Source organism: Parvibaculum lavamentivorans DS-1 (assembly GCF_000017565.1).
In the GTDB taxonomy this organism is placed as follows: Bacteria; Pseudomonadota; Alphaproteobacteria; order Parvibaculales; family Parvibaculaceae; genus Parvibaculum; species Parvibaculum lavamentivorans.
Genome location: NC_009719.1, coordinates 1,295,057 through 1,312,932, shown reverse-complemented (window position 1 = coordinate 1,312,932; position 17,876 = coordinate 1,295,057). Strand labels below are relative to the sequence as shown.

General features: G+C 61.0%; 12 protein-coding genes and 1 tRNA gene. 6 read left to right on the top strand and 7 right to left on the bottom strand.

Annotated features, from left to right (window positions below):
* Window positions 1–7 precede the first annotated feature (7 nt).
* The 5 genes from PLAV_RS06000 (at window position 8) to PLAV_RS05980 (ending at window position 8,810) form a co-directional block, all read left to right on the top strand.
* Window positions 8–2,770, top strand: coding sequence for a DNA methyltransferase (locus PLAV_RS06000; RefSeq protein WP_012110063.1), 2,763 nt, complete (start codon window positions 8–10; stop codon window positions 2,768–2,770).
* A gap of 69 nt (window positions 2,771–2,839) precedes the next feature.
* A complete protein-coding gene (locus PLAV_RS05995; protein WP_245545183.1) occupies window positions 2,840–5,599 on the top strand; it encodes a helicase-related protein in 2,760 nt (919 codons plus the stop codon).
* A complete protein-coding gene (pglZ, locus tag PLAV_RS05990; protein WP_012110061.1) occupies window positions 5,596–7,632 on the top strand; it encodes a BREX-3 system phosphatase PglZ in 2,037 nt (678 codons plus the stop codon). The genes PLAV_RS05995 and pglZ overlap by 4 nt, the downstream gene beginning before the upstream one ends.
* Before the next feature lie 7 nt (window positions 7,633–7,639).
* Entirely contained in the window at window positions 7,640–8,362 is a 723-nt protein-coding gene (locus tag PLAV_RS05985; RefSeq protein WP_012110060.1) for a hypothetical protein, read from the top strand.
* A 163-nt stretch (window positions 8,363–8,525) separates the two neighbouring features.
* Window positions 8,526–8,810 (top strand): helix-turn-helix transcriptional regulator, encoded by a 285-nt coding sequence (locus PLAV_RS05980; RefSeq protein ID WP_012110059.1) that lies wholly within the window; start codon window positions 8,526–8,528, stop codon window positions 8,808–8,810.
* Here the strand turns inward: PLAV_RS05980 and PLAV_RS05975 are convergent.
* The 7 genes from PLAV_RS05975 to PLAV_RS05945 form a co-directional block, all read right to left on the bottom strand.
* The gene (locus tag PLAV_RS05975) at window positions 8,788–10,044 is read right to left on the bottom strand and encodes a tyrosine-type recombinase/integrase (protein ID WP_012110058.1); all 1,257 of its coding nucleotides are present in this window, start codon (window positions 10,042–10,044) and stop codon (window positions 8,788–8,790) included. The genes PLAV_RS05980 and PLAV_RS05975 overlap by 23 nt on opposite strands.
* Before the next feature lie 316 nt (window positions 10,045–10,360).
* Window positions 10,361–11,941: a glutamine-hydrolyzing GMP synthase gene (guaA, locus tag PLAV_RS05970; RefSeq protein WP_012110057.1), complete on the bottom strand. Its 1,581-nt coding sequence runs from the start codon at window positions 11,939–11,941 to the stop codon at window positions 10,361–10,363.
* Complete coding sequence (locus PLAV_RS05965) at window positions 11,919–12,506, bottom strand: tetratricopeptide repeat protein (protein WP_012110056.1); 588 nt, start codon at window positions 12,504–12,506, stop codon at window positions 11,919–11,921. The genes guaA and PLAV_RS05965 overlap by 23 nt, the downstream gene beginning before the upstream one ends.
* Window positions 12,503–13,804 carry an RsmB/NOP family class I SAM-dependent RNA methyltransferase gene (locus tag PLAV_RS05960; protein ID WP_012110055.1) on the bottom strand — a complete coding sequence of 434 codons (1,302 nt, stop codon included), beginning with the start codon at window positions 13,802–13,804 and terminating at the stop codon, window positions 12,503–12,505. Before PLAV_RS05960 ends, PLAV_RS05965 begins: the two co-directional genes overlap by 4 nt.
* Before the next feature lie 28 nt (window positions 13,805–13,832).
* The gene (gene guaB, locus PLAV_RS05955) at window positions 13,833–15,293 is read right to left on the bottom strand and encodes an IMP dehydrogenase (protein ID WP_012110054.1); all 1,461 of its coding nucleotides are present in this window, start codon (window positions 15,291–15,293) and stop codon (window positions 13,833–13,835) included.
* A 112-nt stretch (window positions 15,294–15,405) separates the two neighbouring features.
* Window positions 15,406–16,170, bottom strand: a complete 765-nt coding sequence (locus tag PLAV_RS05950) for an RlmE family RNA methyltransferase (RefSeq protein ID WP_012110053.1) — start codon at window positions 16,168–16,170, stop codon at window positions 15,406–15,408.
* Between the two features lie 11 nt (window positions 16,171–16,181).
* On the bottom strand, window positions 16,182–17,522 hold the full coding sequence (locus tag PLAV_RS05945; RefSeq protein WP_012110052.1) for a Ppx/GppA phosphatase family protein: 1,341 nt from the start codon (window positions 17,520–17,522) through the stop codon (window positions 16,182–16,184).
* A 267-nt stretch (window positions 17,523–17,789) separates the two neighbouring features.
* Between PLAV_RS05945 and PLAV_RS05940 the strand changes: the two genes are divergently transcribed.
* Window positions 17,790–17,863 (top strand) — tRNA-Gln (locus PLAV_RS05940).
* Window positions 17,864–17,876 lie beyond the last annotated feature (13 nt).

Sequence of the window (17,876 nt, the reverse complement as noted above, 5' to 3'; positions counted from 1 at the left end):
GGCTGATATGAACGACCTACTGCAAAATCATCACAGCGGAACAAGTGGCCCGGTCGAATGCCTCGGCCAGACATTTGCCAGCGACGATGCGCGGCGCGCGCACTTCCTAACGCTGCTGGCCGAGAAGCTGCAAGACCCGACCTTCCGCAAGCAGGAGGGGTTTCCGAAGGGATCGGACGCGGCCATCCTCGCCATGTCCGACCCGCCATACTACACCGCTTGCCCGAACCCGTGGCTGGCGGAGTTCGTAGCGCATTACGGCAAGCCCTACGACCCGGCGGTGAAATACAGCCGCGAGCCGCTGGCGATCGACGTGAGCGTTGGCAAGACCGATGCCATCTATAAAGCGCACAGCTACCACACCAAGGTGCCGCACCTGGCCATCGTGCCGTCGATCCTGCACTACACCCAGCCGGGCGATGTGGTGCTGGACGGTTTTGCCGGTTCGGGCATGACCGGCGTGGCCGCGCAATGGTGCGGCACGGCCCCGGCCAGTTACCGGCACGACTTGGAGCTGACGTGGAAGAAGGAAGGCCGCACTGCCCCCAAATGGGGCGCTCGCCGCGCCGTGCTGAACGATCTTTCGCCTGCCGCTACTTTCATCGCCACCAACAACAATCAACCATTTGATGTCATTGGCTTTGCAAAAGCAGCGGAGACGTTGCTGCATGACGCAGAACGCGAAATCGGCTGGATGTATAAGACAAAGCACACAGACGGCACAGAAGCTCATATTGCATATGTCGTCTGGAGCGAAGTCTTCATCTGCCGATCCTGCTCGGGAGAGACCGTATTCTTCAATGCAGCTTACGATCCAGTAGCAAACAAGGTCCGGGATAAAGTGACATGTTCTCATTGTGGGGCTGAATCCTCCAAAGAGAACATGGATTTGAAATTCGAGTCTTTTATGGATGCGCCGCATAATCGGGTAGATAAACGGCCGGAACGTGTTCCGGTCTTAATCAAGTATTCTATCGGACGATCTTCGTTCACCAAAACTCCAGATCAGAATGATCTGGCAATTCTTGACAAGATCTACAAGCTCAGCATCCCTCAAAATCTGCCGACCGTTGAGCTGCCCGATTGTCAGATGACGCGCGTTGGGCGAATGCGGACGACAAATACGGGCAGCATTCACCATATGTATTTGCCTAGGGCCGGTTACGCTTTGTCCTATCTCTGGGAAAAAGCGAATAACTTGACCGACGGACGTTTGCGTAACGAAATCAAATATTGGCTAGACAGTCAGTTCACCAATTTGTCTATACTTAATAGATACAGGCCAGAAGTTTCCTTCCCATACAATCCTCTCTCTGGTGTTTTTTACGTCCCCTCCTTAATTTCGGAGGCCGATCCATTCACGGCATATAAAAACAAAATAAAGAGATTGACCTCAGCGTTTTCCGTGAGCCGTGCACAGGAAAATATGAGCATGACCTCGTGCGGGAGCACAACGAAATTGCCTCTCAATAACGAGAGCATTGACTATATTTTTACGGACCCACCGTTTGGAGAGAATATCTACTACGCCGACTTAAATATCCTTGTCGAATCTTGGCATCGCGTTCTTACTGATGCGAGCCCCGAGGCGATTGTTGATCGAGTGAGAGAAAAGGGAATCCCTGAGTATCAACATCTCATGCGCGCGTGCTTTTCCGAATACCACCGTGTACTGAAGCCTGGCCGTTGGATGACGGTTGTTTTCTCAAACAGTCGCGCGTCGGTATGGAACGCTATTCAAGTAGCATTACAGCAGGTTGGATTTGTGGTTGCAGAGGTGACCGCCCTCGACAAAGTGCAGGGTAGTTTTCAGCAGGTCACTTCGCCAAATGTCGTGAAGCAGGACTTGGTGATTTCCGCCTACAAGCCCAATGGCGGGCTGGAAGATCGTTTCGTGAAGAGCGGTGCGACGGTAGATTCAGCGTGGGATTTTGTGCAGACCCATCTGCGGCATCTCTCCGTCACGAAGGTTAAAGACGCCGAGCTGGAGTTCATCGTCGAGCGCGACCCGCGCCGCATCTACGACCGGCTGGTGGCCTGGTTCGTGCGCCATGACGCGCCCGTGCCGCTGTCCAGCGACGAGTTTCTTTCCGGCCTTCGCAACCGCTTCCCCGAACGCGACGGCATGGTCTTCCTGCCGGAGCAAGTGACGGAGTACGACAAGAAGCGTGCACAGACCGCGCAGGCGCCGCAGATGGAACTGTTCGTCTCCGACGAGCGCAGCGCTATCGACTGGGTGGCGGACTTCCTGAGAGCCCGGCCGTCCACCTATCAGGACATCCACCCGGAGTTCATCAGGCAACTGGGCGCCGGTTGGAAAAAGCACGAAACTCGACCGGAACTCTCGGCGCTTCTGGAAGCCAACTTCCTGCGCTTCGACGGCGCGGGCGAGGTACCGAGCCAGATTCACCGCTATCTCTCGACCAACTACCACGACCTGCGCGGCCTGGAGAAAATCGATCCGCGCCTCAACGCCCGCGCGCAGGACCGCTGGTATGTGCCCGATCCGAACAAGGCGCAGGACCTGGAGAAGAAGCGCGAAAAGGCGCTGCTCAAGGAGTTCGAGACCTACAAGGCGTTCACCGGCCGCAAGATCAAGGAATCGCGGCTGGAAGTGCTGCGGGCAGGTTTTAACGCGGCGTGGGCGGTAAAGGATTACGCCACCATCCTCGGCATCGCCCACAAGCTGCCGGAAGCAACCCTGCAAGAGGATGAGCGGCTGCTCACCCTCTATGACATGGCGCTGACGCGCACCGAAGACGGGGCGTAATCCGTGACGGGGGGCGGCTTCGACATCGGCGATTGGTGCTGGCACACGCGGCAGGCTACGCCTTGCCGCGTGGTCGAGCGACTGGCGCTATGGGGTGAAGCGGCCTACCGTGTGTGGCTGCCCTCGAAAGACGCCGTGCTCCGCGCACGGGCGACGGAACTGGCGGTGCTTTCCAGCGTGCGGCCCACGGTGGGGCAGATTCTGCACGCCACGGCGGCGGCAAAATTGCAGGACGCGCTCGAAGACAACCTCCTGCTGGCGCCCATCCAATCCAGCGTCATTCCGTTGCCTCACCAGCTCTACGCGCTGAACCGTGCCGTCGGGCAGGACCGCATCCGCTACCTGCTCGCCGACGAAGTGGGTCTGGGCAAGACCATCGAGGCGGGCCTAGTGCTGCGCGAACTGAAACTGCGCGGTCGCGTCAAGCGCATCCTGGTGGTCGCACCCAAAGGCTTGGTGCGGCAATGGCAGGCGGAAATGCGCCAGCATTTCGGCGAGCCGCTCCACTTCGTAGATCCTTCATCGCTTGCGGCCTTGCGGCAATGGCGCGGGGACAGCGCGGAAGACAATGCGTGGCGGATGCACGACCAGGTAATCTGCGCGCTGGATTCGGTGAAGCCGCTGGAATCGCGGCGTGGCTGGAGCCTGGACCAGATCCAGACCTACAACCGCGAACGCTTCGAGGATCTCGTGTCGGCGGCCTGGGATCTGGTCATCATCGACGAAGCACACCGCATGGGCGGCAGCACCGAACAGGTGGCGCGCTACAAGCTGGGCGCAGCGCTGGCGGAAGCCTCGCCCTATTTGTTGCTGCTGTCGGCCACGCCGCACCAGGGCAAGACCGACCAGTTCATGCGCCTCATGCAGTTGCTGGACCGGGACGCCTTCCCCGATGAAGGCAGCGTCAGCCACGAGCGCGTGCAGCCCTTTGTGATCCGCACCGAAAAGCGCGCTGCGATCAATGCCGAAGGCCAGCCGCTGTTCCGACCCCGGCTCACGCGCTTGCACGCGGTCGCCTGGCAGGCTCGGCACGCGGCGCAGCAGCAGTTGTACGAAGCCGTCACCGACTATGTGCGCCATGGCTACAACCAGGCTCTGGCGGCCAAGCAGCGCCATGTCGGCTTTCTGATGATCCTGATGCAGCGACTGGTGACATCCAGCACCGCCGCAATCCGCGCCACGCTGGAAAAGCGCCAGGCGGTGCTGGACACGCCGCAGACCCAAGCGCGCCTGTTCGACACGCTCAGCCCGGACGAATGGGCCGATCTCGACGGCGAAGCGCAGGTAGACCTGGCGCTGCAAGCCAATGGTCTGGAGCTGGAGAAGTCGGAGGTTGAGACGCTACTGGCGCTGGCGCGCTCCACCGAGGCCGCCGGGACGGACGCCAAGGCCGAAAGCCTGCTGGAGCTGATCTACAAGCTGCAACAGGAAGAAGGCGACCCGGCGCTGAAGGTGCTGGTGTTCACCGAGTTTGTGCCCACGCAGGCCATGCTGGCGGACTATCTGGAAAGCCGGGGCTTCACGGTCGCCACGCTCAACGGCGGCATGGACATGGAAGCCCGCACCCGGACTTTGCAGACTTTCGCAGGGGACGCTCGCGTGCTGATTTCCACCGACGCGGGCGGCGAAGGTCTGAACCTTCAATTCTGCCACGTCATCGTCAATTTCGACATGCCGTGGAACCCGATGCGCATTGAGCAGCGCATCGGCCGCGTGGATCGTATCGGTCAGAAGCATGTCGTGCGGGCGTTGAATTTCGTGCTGGAAGACACGGTGGAACACCGTGTCCGGCAGGTACTGGAGGAGAAGCTCGCCGTCATCGCCGAGGAGTTCGGCGTGGACAAGGCCGCGGACGTCATGGACTCGGCGGAAGTGGAGCCGGTGTTCGATGAACTGTTCGTGCAGAGCCTCCAGCATCCCGAAGCCATCGAGCGCGAATGCGACAGCGTGGTCTCCCAGTTGCGGACCACGCTGGCGGAATCGAACCGGAACAGCGATCTGCTGGCCGTGCCGCACGATCTCGATGCGGACCAGGCCCGCAAGTGGCGTGACCACCCGGCTCAATTCTGGCTGGAACGCGCCGTCGTCAACGGGCTGGCAGTACGCGGCGGATCGGCGACCCAAGATGGCAGCCTCTGGCACGTGCGCTGGGCTGATGGTGCCGAGACGCCACAGGCCTGCTTCGACGCTCGCGCGGCAGGCGAAAACCCGGCGGCTGAATGGCTGACGATGGAAGATCCGCGCGCGCGGGCGATCATCGGCGACGTGCCGCGCTTCGTTGCGGGCCAGCCTCTGCCGGTGATCCGGGTGACGGGCCTGCCCGACTCGGTCAACGGTATCTGGTCGCTGTGGGAGATCGGGCTGGCGGCGCCGGGTGCGAACCGCAAGCGCTTCCTGCCAGTCTTCATAAATGACGAAGGCCGCCCCTTTGTGCCTACCGCCAAGCGGGTTTGGGATTTGCTGCTGACGGAAACCGTATCCGTGCAGTCGGTGGCGGACGCGGAGGCTTCGGTGGGCTGGTTCAAGGCATCGTTCGCGGTGGCCGGCGCGCAGGGTGAAGCCCTGTTCGCGGCGCTGGCGGACGAACATCGCGCCCGTATCAAGGAAGAGCGAGATCGCGCCACCTACGCCTTCGACGTTCGCAATCAGGCCATTGGACGCATCGGTCTACCGGCCGTGCGCCAGTTCCGCCGCCGCCGTCTGCAATCCGAGCACGAGGCACGTCTGGCCGCGCTGGACGATATGCAATCCAGCGTGCCGGAGCTGAATGCCGTGGCGATGGTGCGGATTGACGCCGCAGCCGGCAAAACCAGCGAGCGTGCGTCATGAGCCAATGGCATCAGCGCATTCTTGGCTCTTTCACGGCCGATCTTTCCCGGCTGTGGGTGGCCTGCGATCCAGACGGCGTGCTGCTGGACGAGAAGCTGCTGGCCGAACTGCGCGCCCGTGGCTTCGAGGTGATGGGATACGACGATCCGTTCGGATTCCGCGCGGAGTACGAGGAACGGTATCGCGCAGCGTGGGATGGCAACGAGCAGCCGCCATCTCCGGCGCTAATCGTACATCTGCGGCACGACAACGCGAACGATCTGCCGTGGGACATCGTGCATAACGCCCGCCCTGCGGTACGGCTCAATCTTGCCGAATTGTTCCCCAAGCTGGCCTATAGCGCGGTCCGGCAGGTGGAACCGGAACGATTGGAAATCCTGTTCGACGCCCATCAGACCGAGTTGCAGTCGGCGCGCGGTGAAAGCGAGTCGAAGGACTTCATTCTCGAACACGTCTATCAGTTGACGCCGCGATCTATCCGCGCGCCCGTGGACTTCTGGCGCGAAGTGCTGCGACTGCACTTTGCCGGTCGCGCTTTGCCGGAGCCGTTCGCCGAGCATGTGGCGGCCATCCTGCGCGGCAGAGGTTTACTCGTCGGCCACGCGGTTGCGGAGTGGCTGTCATCCAGGAGCGCGCTTCTGCGCGTGGTGCAGGACGCCTGGTATCTCTATCTGGAAAAGCTGAAACTGGAAGGCAGGCGTATGTCCGACCCCGATCCGCCGCCCTTTGGCGTAGGCGAGATCGGCACAGCGATTGAGATTCCCTTCGATCACACCGACGTGCGCACCATCGTAGACTCGTTGTTCCTCGACGGTAGCTTGCATCCGCTGGCGGTATCCGACGTTCCCACCGCCGTGCCTGGCTGGATCAAAGCAGGCATCGTCGAGGATGTTTGGTCGCAATTCGCGCTGGCGGAAAAAGGCATCGAGGCGCTTGCCACAGCGGTGCCGGAAGCGGACGCCCCGCACAAGTTCTGGGGCGACTTCGCAAGACGCTATGGCGAGATGCTGAGCCGGGTTCATGAATTGCCCGGCAAGGATGCCGGTGAAAGGATGGTCGCGATCCGGGAGCGCTTCAAGGCGATCCAGGCGCTGACCGACGAACGGTTGCAGGCGTGGATTGCCGCCGGCCACTACGCCGACCTGATCCTGCAACCGACGATCAAAGGCCCGGTGATGGTGCATCACGTTCCGCGTTTCCTGCGGCAGCGCCGTAGTGCGGGCGAAGCCAAGGTGGCGCTGCTAGTGTTCGACGGGTTGGCCTTCGATCAATGGGTACAGATCAGGGAACACCTGATCGCCAACCAGCAGCCTTTGGCATTCGACGAGAGCACGGCTTTCGCGTGGTTGCCCACGGTGACGTCGGTATCCCGTCAGGCGCTGTTCTCGGGCCTCCGGCCACGCGAGTTTGACGATTCGATAGACCACACCAACAAGGAAGAAGCCTTGTGGAAGGCGTTTTGGCAAAACGAAGGCGGTATTGCGTCCAGCGAGGTGATATACCAGCGCGCACTGCATCAGGTCGAGCAACTGGACGCCCTGGAAGCCGACATTGCGAGCCGCAAGCCCAAAGTCTTGGGGCTGGTAATCGATGAGGTGGATGAACGGCTACACAAAGAGCGCTCCAAGGAAGATGTAGCGCTGTGGATCGGGCGCTGGCTCGGCTCCGGTTTTGTCGAGCGCCTGTTTTCTTTCCTGCTGAGCGAAGGTTTCAGCATCTACGTCACCGCGGATCACGGCAATGTCGATGCTGTCGGCATAGGCCGGCCCAATCAGGGAGTGATCGCGGAAACACGTGGCGAGCGGGTGCGGGTTTATCGTAGCGATCCGTTGCGCGCCGAGTCCGCGATGGCCTACCCGGGCACGGTCGCCTTGGACATCGCCGGGTTGCCAGCGAACTTCAAACCTCTCTTCGCTGGCGGGCGCACTGCCTTCGTTCCGAACGGTGATCAGGTGGTCGTCCACGGCGGCGTGTCGGTCGAGGAACTGGTCGTCCCCTTCGTGAGGGTCTCAGATGTGAATGGAGCTGGGTGAGTTTTGAATGATGACGTTGGCTCCACGAATAGGCTTTGATCGGTTCATCGCCCTCGAATGGGCAACGACCGCGCTGAAAGTTCGCGCCGGTACAGCCAAGCTCGAAGATCTGGAGTCATTGCTGGATGCCGCCGGTTTGGGGGCCGCCGCGCGAACGAAGACACGCACGGTGTTGAAACGCCTGTGGCTGGACCCGCGCGTTGAGTTGGTGGACTTTGCGGATCGCGGTGCGGCGATCTTCAAGGCGCACCCGGATGTGCCCGTCACAGCAATGCACTGGGGCATGGCCGTTGCCACCTATCCCTTCTTCGGCAAGGTTGCCGAACTGATCGGGCGCTTGTCCGCCCTCCAGGGTGATTGCGCGTCAGCCGAAATCCATCGGCGCATGAGCGAAGCCTACGGGGAGCGCGAAGGCACCTACCGAATGACCAATATGGTCATCCAAAGTCAGGCCGGCTGGGGTGCCGTGGAGCGGATTGAAAAGGGCAAACGTGTCCTCCGTCTTGCCCCCGCCGTTGTGGAGAACGACGAACTTACGGTATGGCTGATCGAAGCGGCCGTGCGGAATGCGGGCAGGCCGTTGGCAATTCCAAGTCTGCAATCACTACCCGTGCTTTTCCCGTTCAGCCTGACACGTCCGTTGGCCTACCTCGTGTCCAACAACGACTACATGGCTGTCAGAAGTGATGGGCCGAACAGTCAATATGTCGCCTTGCCCGACAGGATTTGAGGACAGGTCGTTCCAAAATCAGCATGTATCGGTCGTGCTGCGCCTCCGTTTGTCCGATTTGCACGCCACAACACGCCGCAGTTCTACGCCCATCAATTCGAGCTTTTATCAGCGCCATCTATCGCCTTCATTCATCCAAGCAGAACTGATGAAGGATTTTCAGATGGCGCAGCCAGCCCGAGCAATCGCGAAACGTACGATCCGACGGCATGAACTTCGGGAAATCGTACCTCTCGCCGACACAACGATCTATGACATGGAACAGCGCGGCGAATTTCCTCAGCGCTTCTACCTCACCTCCCGCTGCGTGGTTTGGGATCTTGGAGAGGTCGAAGCCTGGCTCGATGACCGGCGCCGGGCTTCACGAGCCAAGGCCGTGAAGCGTGCACCTGTTCCCGACGTACAGCTCCGCAAGACGCGGCCTGTCAGGCATCAAACTCGGGCGTAAGCAGGTCCATCCTCGGCGGATAAAGGGTCGGCGTGTATTTCTGACCAGCGACCCACGCATCCACCAGATTGGACCATTCCTGCATCATATGCCGGCGCTGGTGTTCATATTCGGCCTTGTTGTAGATGCCCCGCGAGGACCGTCCATCCTCATGCGCCAGACACTTCTCGATCCAGTCGCTGTTGAAGCCCACCTCATTCAGCAAGGTTGAGCCGGTTCGCCGGAGATCATGGATCGTAAATGCCTCCAGCGGCAAGCCTTCCTTCTTGGCGCGCTCCACCACGGCCACCGTGATCCGGTTGAACGTCGCCCGCGACATCGGGGCGTCGGCGTCGTAACGTGACGGCAGAACGTATTTCGAGTTTCCCGCGCAGGTTTTGAGAGCGATGAAAATGTCGAGCATCTGCTGCGAGAGATAGACGTTGTGAGCCTTCGAGCGCTTCATCCGCTCCTTCGGGATCGACCAAACCGCGTTCTCGAAATCGACTTCGTCCCACACGGCATCCTGTAATTCGCTCTTTCGCACCATCGATAGCAGGAACAGTTTCATTCCGAGGCGTATCGTCGGCAAAGTCGCGACATGCTCGAGCTGGGTGAGCATGATGCGTATTTCCGAGGGGGATAGCGATCGATCCTTCGGCACGAAGGTTGCGATCGAGGATGGGCCAACCTCGTCGGCTGGGTTGGAAACCTTCTCGCCGTGCAAGATCGCGAAGGCAAAGATCAGCTTCACGATGTCCCGGACATGGACCGCCGTCGCCGGTGCGCCTCTCGCCTTCACCTTCTCGCACATCGCTCGCAGGTCCTCAGGCAGAATCTCGTGCAGGAGCCGGTTCCGGAATGTCGGCAGAATATCGCGCTCGAAGATGGTGCGGCGCATGGCGCGGGTGCTATCGGCCATTCGCGCGTCTTGCAGCCAGCGCTCGCCAAATTCGCCGAAACTCTTGGCTTCCTTGATCCGGCGCTTCTCGCGTCGCTTTTCGAACGCAGGCGAGACGCCGTCCTGAATCATCAGTTTGGCCTCGATCAGCTTCTCGCGGGCGCGCGCAAGCGAAACGCCCGTTGGGCCGTACCTGCCAATAATCACCGTTTCCCGGCGCCCGTTCAAACGGTAGTCGAAGCGGAAGGTCAACGCGCCGGTCGGTGAGACCAACACGTACATCCCGTCACGGTCCGTCACTTTGTACATTTTATCGCGTGGTCTCAAAGCCTTAATGGCAGCGTCCGTGAGCATTCTTCCCTCCGAAACAGGATCGAAAGCGGAGAAAGCCACTGAAAAGTACGTCAGCCGTTTTTGGCCCATCATTTGGAAATTTTTATCTGAATTCCCAATGTGTTATGGCCAAAAAAAGTCCGTCAGCGGCTCTCATGCCCCTGACGGTACTTTCAAAAGATCAATTGAGCAAGTTTGTGAGGACCGCCAAAAAGTCCGTCACCTGTGACGCTTACCCGGCGATAGACGCCGAAACATGTAGAAGAGTTTTTCGTTTTATATCATATACTTAACGGAAATCATGGCGTAGCATTGGATACCCTCGGATGGGCCTGAATCATTCCCACTCGATCGTCCCCGGCGGTTTCGACGTTACGTCGTAAACTACGCGGTTGATGCCTCGGACCTCGTTGATGATGCGCGTGGAAACCTGGCCAAGAAACTCGTGACTAAACGGATAGTAGTCCGCCGTCATGCCGTCGGTCGATGTCACGGCGCGGAGTGCGCAGACGTAGTCATAGGTCCGGCCATCGCCCATCACCCCTACGGTGCGCACGGGCAGCAGCACGGCGAAGGCCTGCCAGATTTCGTCGTAGAGACCGGCCGAACGGATTTCTTCGAGATAGACGGTGTCGGCCTTGCGAAGAATTTCGAGTTTCTCGCGCGTAATCTCGCCAGGAATGCGGATGGCAAGACCTGGCCCGGGAAACGGGTGGCGGCCGACGAAATCGGGCGGCAGGCCGAGTTCGCGACCAAGTTCGCGCACTTCATCCTTGAAGAGTTCGCGCAGCGGTTCCACGAGCTTCATGTTCATGCGTTCGGGCAGACCGCCGACATTGTGGTGACTCTTGATCGTCACCGAGGGGCCGCCGGTGAAGGAGACACTTTCGATCACGTCCGGGTAGAGCGTGCCCTGCGCAAGGAAATCCGCGCCGCCAATATTCCGGGCCTCTTCTTCGAAGACGTCGATGAAGGTGGCACCGATGATCTTGCGCTTCTTCTCCGGATCGCTGACGCCTTCGAGCTTGCCGAGGAACAGGTCGCTCGCATCGCGATGGACAAGCGGGATGTTGTAGTGGTTACGGAAGAGGCTTACGACCTGCTCGGCTTCGCCAGCACGCATCATGCCCGTGTCGACGAAGACGCATTGAAGCTGATCGCCAATTGCTTCATGAAGCAGCACGGCGACGACGGATGAATCAACACCGCCGGAGAGGCCGCAGATTACCCGCCCCTTGCCGACCTGCGCGCGCACCTTGGCGATTTCCGTTTCGCGGAATGCGGCCATGGTCCAGTCGCCGGAGCAGCCGGCAATCTTGTGCGTGAAATTCCAGAGCATGTCGCGGCCACGCGGCGTATGCATCACTTCCGGGTGGAATTGAACGCCATAGAAGCGTCTTGTCTCGTCGGCTATGGCGGCAAAGGGAGCGCCGCGACTGATGGCGACGACCTTGAAGCCTTCCGGGAGCGCGACGACGCGGTCGCCGTGGCTCATCCAGACCGGCTCCGTGTCGCCGACCTTCATCAGCCCCTCGAACAGCGCGCACTCCTCCACGATCTCGATGGAAGCGCGGCCGAATTCCTGATGGTCCGAGCCCTCAACCTTGCCGCCGAGTTCGACACACATCGTCTGCTCGCCATAGCAAATGCCGAGAACGGGAACACCGAGCTCGAATACACGCAGGGAGGCGCGAGGTCCCGTCTCCACCGTGACGCTGGCCGGACCACCGGACAAAATGATCGCTTTCGGCTCGAAGGTGTCGAGCATCTCATCCGCCTTGTTGAAGGGGACGATCTCGCAATAGACACCACTTTCGCGAACGCGCCGCGCAATGAGCTGTGTTACCTGACTTCCAAAATCGACGATAAGAATGCGGTCTTCGGTCATGGCCCGTCTACGGATTTGAGGAGGGTACATCGGATGGGGACGTTGTCCCGGCGCTGAGAGCGCTGGAAAGTTTCTGCGTTTGCGTACAAGCAGGACAGATGACCTGCAGCTTGCGTAGCGCCCCTACCGCCGCAGCTCGATTGCCTTCGGAAATATCGAGCAATGCAAGCTTGCTTAGGGCATCGGGCGCGACCGGATCTATCTCCAGAGCGAGGCGATAGTATTTGCGCGCGAGTTTCGCGTTGCCACGCGCCTCATGGACGTTGCCGAGTTCCGTGATGGCGCGGGTATTGGCAGGGTTCACCACCATCGCCTCCTCAAGAAGACGTTGGGCATCAAGCAAACGCCCTGTGGCCGCGGCTTCGACTCCTCGGGACGCAAGGTTGAGGGAGGCGCGCTCCGAACGTGCATCCACGGCATATGCGTCCAAGGGCACGCACAGCAGTGCGACGGCGAGCAGCCATGCAGGCAGACACGCCAAGCGGAAAAAACCTTGAGGGAAAACGGCCGTCATACGTCCAGGCCCGTGGAGGGGGTGACCTTCGATAGACCATTCCAGCCCGTAACCGTCAAGCCCGATAAGGCGGTGCGTCATGAGCGCGCCTCCCGCCGCAGAATGGCGACAAAAAAACCGTCCGTTCCGGTGGAGGCAGGCGTGAGACGAAGCCAGTTGCCGTGCGGTGCGGGCGGGAGCGGCACATGCTCGGGCCAGTTGGACGCCCATGGCTGGGGCGTAAATGCCGGATGGACGGCGAGAAAAGCTTCGACCTGGGTTTCGTTTTCCGAGGGAAGCAGGGAGCAGGTCACATAGACCAGCCTGCCGCCGGGACGGACTAGGCGGGCACCACGCGTCAACACCTCGGCCTGTGCCGCCCGGTACCCCATGAGCATTTCGGGGCTCAAGCTCCAGCGTGCGCCGGGGCTGCGACGCCACGCGCCGGTGCCGCTGCAGGGCGCATCGACAAGGACGCAATCCGCGTGTGAGGCAAGGCCGGCGAGGTCTTTGTCCGCCATATCCGGCGTGAAAGGGCCGAGCACGCGGGTCTGAAGATTGCGTATGCCGGCGCGGCGAACGCGAGGGGTGAGGCCGGAGAGGCGGCGGGCGTCCGTATCGCAGGCGTAAATCTGACCGTGATTTTTCATCATGGCCGCGAGCGCCAGCGACTTGCCGCCACCGCCAGCACAAAGATCAACCACTTGTTCGCCCGGCGCCGCACCGGCGAGCAGGCAGGCGAGCTGCGAGCCTTCGTCCTGAATCTCGACAATGCCATCACGGAAGGTGGCAAGGCCGAGGACATTGCCCCGCGAGGTGAGCCTGAGCCCCCATGGCGACCAAGGGGTGGCCTCGGCGGAAAGGCCTTCGCCGGTGAGAGCCGCCAGCGCCTTCTCCCGCTTCATTTTCAGCGTGTTGACCCGAAGATCAGTGGGCGCTCGCTCCATAAAAGCGGCCATCTCCCGCTCGAGCCCGTTACCAAAGGCTGCTTCAAATTCGGGATGGAGCCATTCGGGGTAGTTAAATCTGGTCCAGGGGGGAGCACTCTCTCCGGGTAATACCGCCATGGACAGCGCGGTCTGTTCTTCCGGGCTCAGAGGTTCCGGAGCGTGGCGCGCGCCATCGGCCAAAGCCGCGACCTCGTCAACGCCTTGTTCCGCGCCGAGAGTGAGGGCAGCGAAGGCGAGAAGGCGCGCATCATCGCTACCGACGGCAGCGGTCAATTCAGCTCGGCGGCGCAAAACCGTGAAGACAAGATCGCTTACTGCCGCGCGGTCTTTGGACCCTGCATAGCGATTGGAGCGCGCCCATGTGTCGAAGACACGGTCGGCAGGGCGGCCGCTCTTGAAGATGTCACTGAGAACGCTTATCGCGGATTGCAGACGTGCGCCGGGCGTCATGATACGAGACCCGGTCCGGGGGCCGCGGTCAGCTTGCACCGCCGGGATAGTTGGGGGCTTCGCGGGTGATCGTCACATCATGGACATGGCTTTCGCGAAGACTCGCCGAGGAGATGCGAACGAACTCGGTATTCTTCTGGAAATCCTTCACGGTCGCGTTACCGGTATAGCCCATGGCGGCACGGAGGCCGCCTACCAACTGGTGGATGATCGCGGCAACCGGCCCCTTGTAAGGTACTTGCCCTTCAATGCCTTCCGGGACGAGCTTCAGCGAATCCTTCACGTCCTGCTGGAAATACCGGTCTGCGGAGCCGACCGCCATCGCACCGACCGAGCCCATGCCGCGATAGGCCTTGTAGCTACGGCCCTGGAACAGGAAAACTTCTCCGGGGCTTTCTTCGGTGCCCGCAAAGAGCGAGCCGAGCATGGCGCAATCAGCACCGGCCGCTATTGCCTTTGCAAGATCGCCCGAAAATTTGATGCCGCCATCGGCGATGACGGGGGTGCCGGATTTCTGGGCCGCTTCCGCCACATCCATAATGGCGGTGAGCTGGGGTACGCCAACACCGGCAACGATACGCGTGGTGCAGATCGACCCGGGGCCGATGCCGACCTTGATTGCATCGGCGCCTGCGTCGATGAGGGCCTTTGCGGCGTCGGCAGTGGCGACATTCCCCGCGATCACCTGGGTATTGTTCGACAGCTTCTTGATGCGGAGAACGGCCTCGGAGACGCGGTTTGAATGTCCATGCGCGGTATCGACCACTATGACGTCGGCACCGGCTGCGATGAGCGCTTCGGAACGGGCGAAACCTTCGTCGCCAACCGTCGTTGCCGCGGCGACGCGCAGGCGGCCCTGTTCATCTTTCGCTGCATTGGGATGCAGCTGCGCCTTTTCGATATCCTTGACGGTGATAAGACCGACGCAGTGATAGGCTTCATCCACCACCAGCAGTTTTTCGATGCGGTGCTTGTGGAGAAGCCGTTTGGCGTCATCCTGGCTGACTCCGTCCTCCACAGTGACGAGGTTTTCCTTCGTCATCAGATTGCGGACGGGCTCAAGCATATTGGTGGCGAAACGCACGTCGCGATTTGTAAGAATGCCCGCGAGCTTTCCCGACTGCTCGACCACTGGAATACCGGTGATGCCGTGGTGCTCCATCAGGGCGAAGGCATCCGCGAGGGTTGCATCCGGCTCGATGGTGACAGGGTTCACCACCATGCCACTTTCGAACTTCTTCACCTGACGCACATGCTCGGCCTGCACGTCCGCATCCATGTTGCGGTGGAGAACGCCGATGCCCCCGGCCTGCGCCATGGCAATGGCAAGGCGGGCCTCGGTGACCGTGTCCATGGCGGCGGAGATGATGGGGATGCCGAGGCTGATCGTCCTCGTCAGGCGAGTGCGGGTATCGGCTTGGCTGGGCAGGACCGTGGAAGCGGCAGGCAGCAGTAGAACGTCATCGAACGTCAAGGCTTCACGGATCATACTGCCAACCTCCTGGGCCCGGAACGCTGAGCCACTTTATCGTGTGTTGGCGCTGGCTTTTAACACCTATATCGGGGAAAGCAAAGATACATATCGCGCTGCACCCAAACATTCACTCCGCATCATCGAGAGGGCTTTCACTACGCCCCTTAAAGCCTTGGGCCAAAACGTACATCTCCGCCGAATCGGCCCGGCTGGCCTTGGGCTTCACATGGCGGACAGTTTTAAAGTGCTGCTTGAGGAGCACCAAAAGCTCATTCTCCGTTCCACCCCGCAACACCTTGGCGAGAAAGGTGCCTCCCGGGGCCAGGACTTCTGTTGCGAAGTGGGCGGCGATTTCGCACAGCGACATGATCCGCATATGGTCGGTCTGCTTGTGGCCCGTTGTCGGCGCTGCCATGTCGGAGAGGACGACGTCCGCCTCGCCCGCCAGAAGCTCCTTTACCTGGTCATCCGCCCCTTCGGAGAGGAAGTCGAGTTGAAGGATCGTGGCGCCAGGAACCGGGTCCATCTCCAGATAGTCGAGCCCTATGACGCGGCCATGCCGTCCTTCGGCGCCCGCATCGCCGCCTTCCGCCTTTACCCGTGCTACCGCGACCTGGCACCAGCCACCCGGCGCACAGCCAAGATCGACCACTCGGCCGCCGGGCTTCAGGAAGCGGTATTTGTCGTCTATCTCGGCAAGTTTGAAGGCAGCACGGGAGCGATACCCCTCGCGCTTCGCGGCGTGGACATAGGGATCATTCAGCTGCCGCTGCAGCCAGCGGGTAGAGGAGTTGCTGCGTTTGCGCGCCGTTTTCACGCGCACCTTCAGGGCCCGGGCGCCGCCCGTGCCTCCCTTGCCGCTTTTGCCGCCGGTTTTTCCGCTGTTGGTCATGTTCTTCCAATTCACTTAGCGGAGAGCTGCCGGGCCGATGGCAGGCTGGGCTTTGCGCTTTTGCGGCGCCGTCTTCTGCGGCGGCGGCGCCGTGCCGTGTCCGCATCCATCAGCGACATCAGAATGCCTTCGCGAAGGCCCCTGTCTGCGACGCGCAGCCTGTCGGCCGGCCAGGCACGTGCAATCGCCTCAAAGATCGCACATCCAGCGAGCACAAGATCTGCCCGCTCCTGCCCTACGCAAGGATGCGCCGCGCGGCGATCATAATCCATATCGAGCAGCGAACGTGTGACGCGCTGGACATCCAGCGGCGATATCCATATGCCATCGACCTGAGTACGGTCATAGCGGTTCAGTCCAAGATGGACGCCTGCTATCGTCATGACCGTGCCGGATGTGCCGAGAAGATGAAAACCTCTCTCGCTGCCCGACCCCCAGCCGGAAGCTGCTTTTACACGATCAAGAAACGGCTGCAGCCTCTCCGCAACCTCATCGACCATCCGATCATAGACCGCGTTCGGCACCTCGACCCCGCCATGCCGCTCCGCGAGCGTAACAACCCCGCACGGCAGGGAAACCCAGTCGCCTATGGAAGCGCCCGAGGTGTATTTGCCCTTCCTGCCGTTGCTTTCCTCGGTCCCCTCCATCTGGACCCAGATGAGCTCGGTGGACCCCCCGCCTATATCGAAAACGAGAGCCGAGGAGCAAGTCCGGTCAAGCAGCGGCGCACAACCGGCCACGGCGAGGCGGGCCTCATCTTCCGTTGAAACGACCTCGAGCGAGAGGCCTGTCTCTTTCTTGACCCGGTCTATAAAGGCGGCGCCGTTGGACGCCGTGCGGCAAGCGGCGGTGGCGATCGTACGCGCCCGGACCACGCCGCGCCGGGCCATTTTGTCCGCACAGATCTTCAACGCATCGATGGCGCGCAACATGGCGGCATCGCCAAGCGCACCGGTATGCGCAAGACCTTCGCCCAGGCGAACGATGCGGGAGTAGGCGTCCACCACCTTGAAGCCGTCGGGAGAGCGGCGCGCGATCAGGAGGCGGCAATTATTAGTGCCAAGATCGAGCGCGGCATAGAGCGGGTCTGACGAGATGGCGGAATCGGCCGATGTAGAAGACCGTGCCGGCCTCGTGGCTGGCGGCTCGCTCTCGACCTGGGGGGGAGACTGAAGTTTCGACTGCCCCCTGCCCCGGCGTCCGCGCCTGCGACGGCGCTTCGGCTTGTCACCGCCATCGAGCGGAAGCTCGCGCGACTGAGCCACTTCCGGGGCGCCGGAAGACTTGGTCGTGGCGGAAAGGGGACTCTGCAGCCCCTCCGGAGCGGTGTCAGCCCCGCCAGGGCCGGTCACACCGCCGTCACCTTTATGGTGCACGTTTTTTAGACCCGGGCAGCGCAGGAGACTACGTATGCAGACCGCGCTTCCAACCGGATTCCCTATATTTCAGTTGGGATTAGTGTAGCAGCCTCAGCCGTGGGGTAAAGGACGAGGGATCCCGCCCCAAAGCACGCCCAAAGTGTTGACGAACGGGGGGCCTACGACTAGTTTCGCGCGCGCAACCAAATGCGTCGCAGCCCGCAGGAAACTCGTGGAAAACCGGGCCGACTCGGCGCTTGTTGGGGGATCGTCTAATGGTAGGACTGCAGACTCTGACTCTGCCTATCTAGGTTCGAATCCTAGTCCCCCAGCCACTCTTTTTCCGGC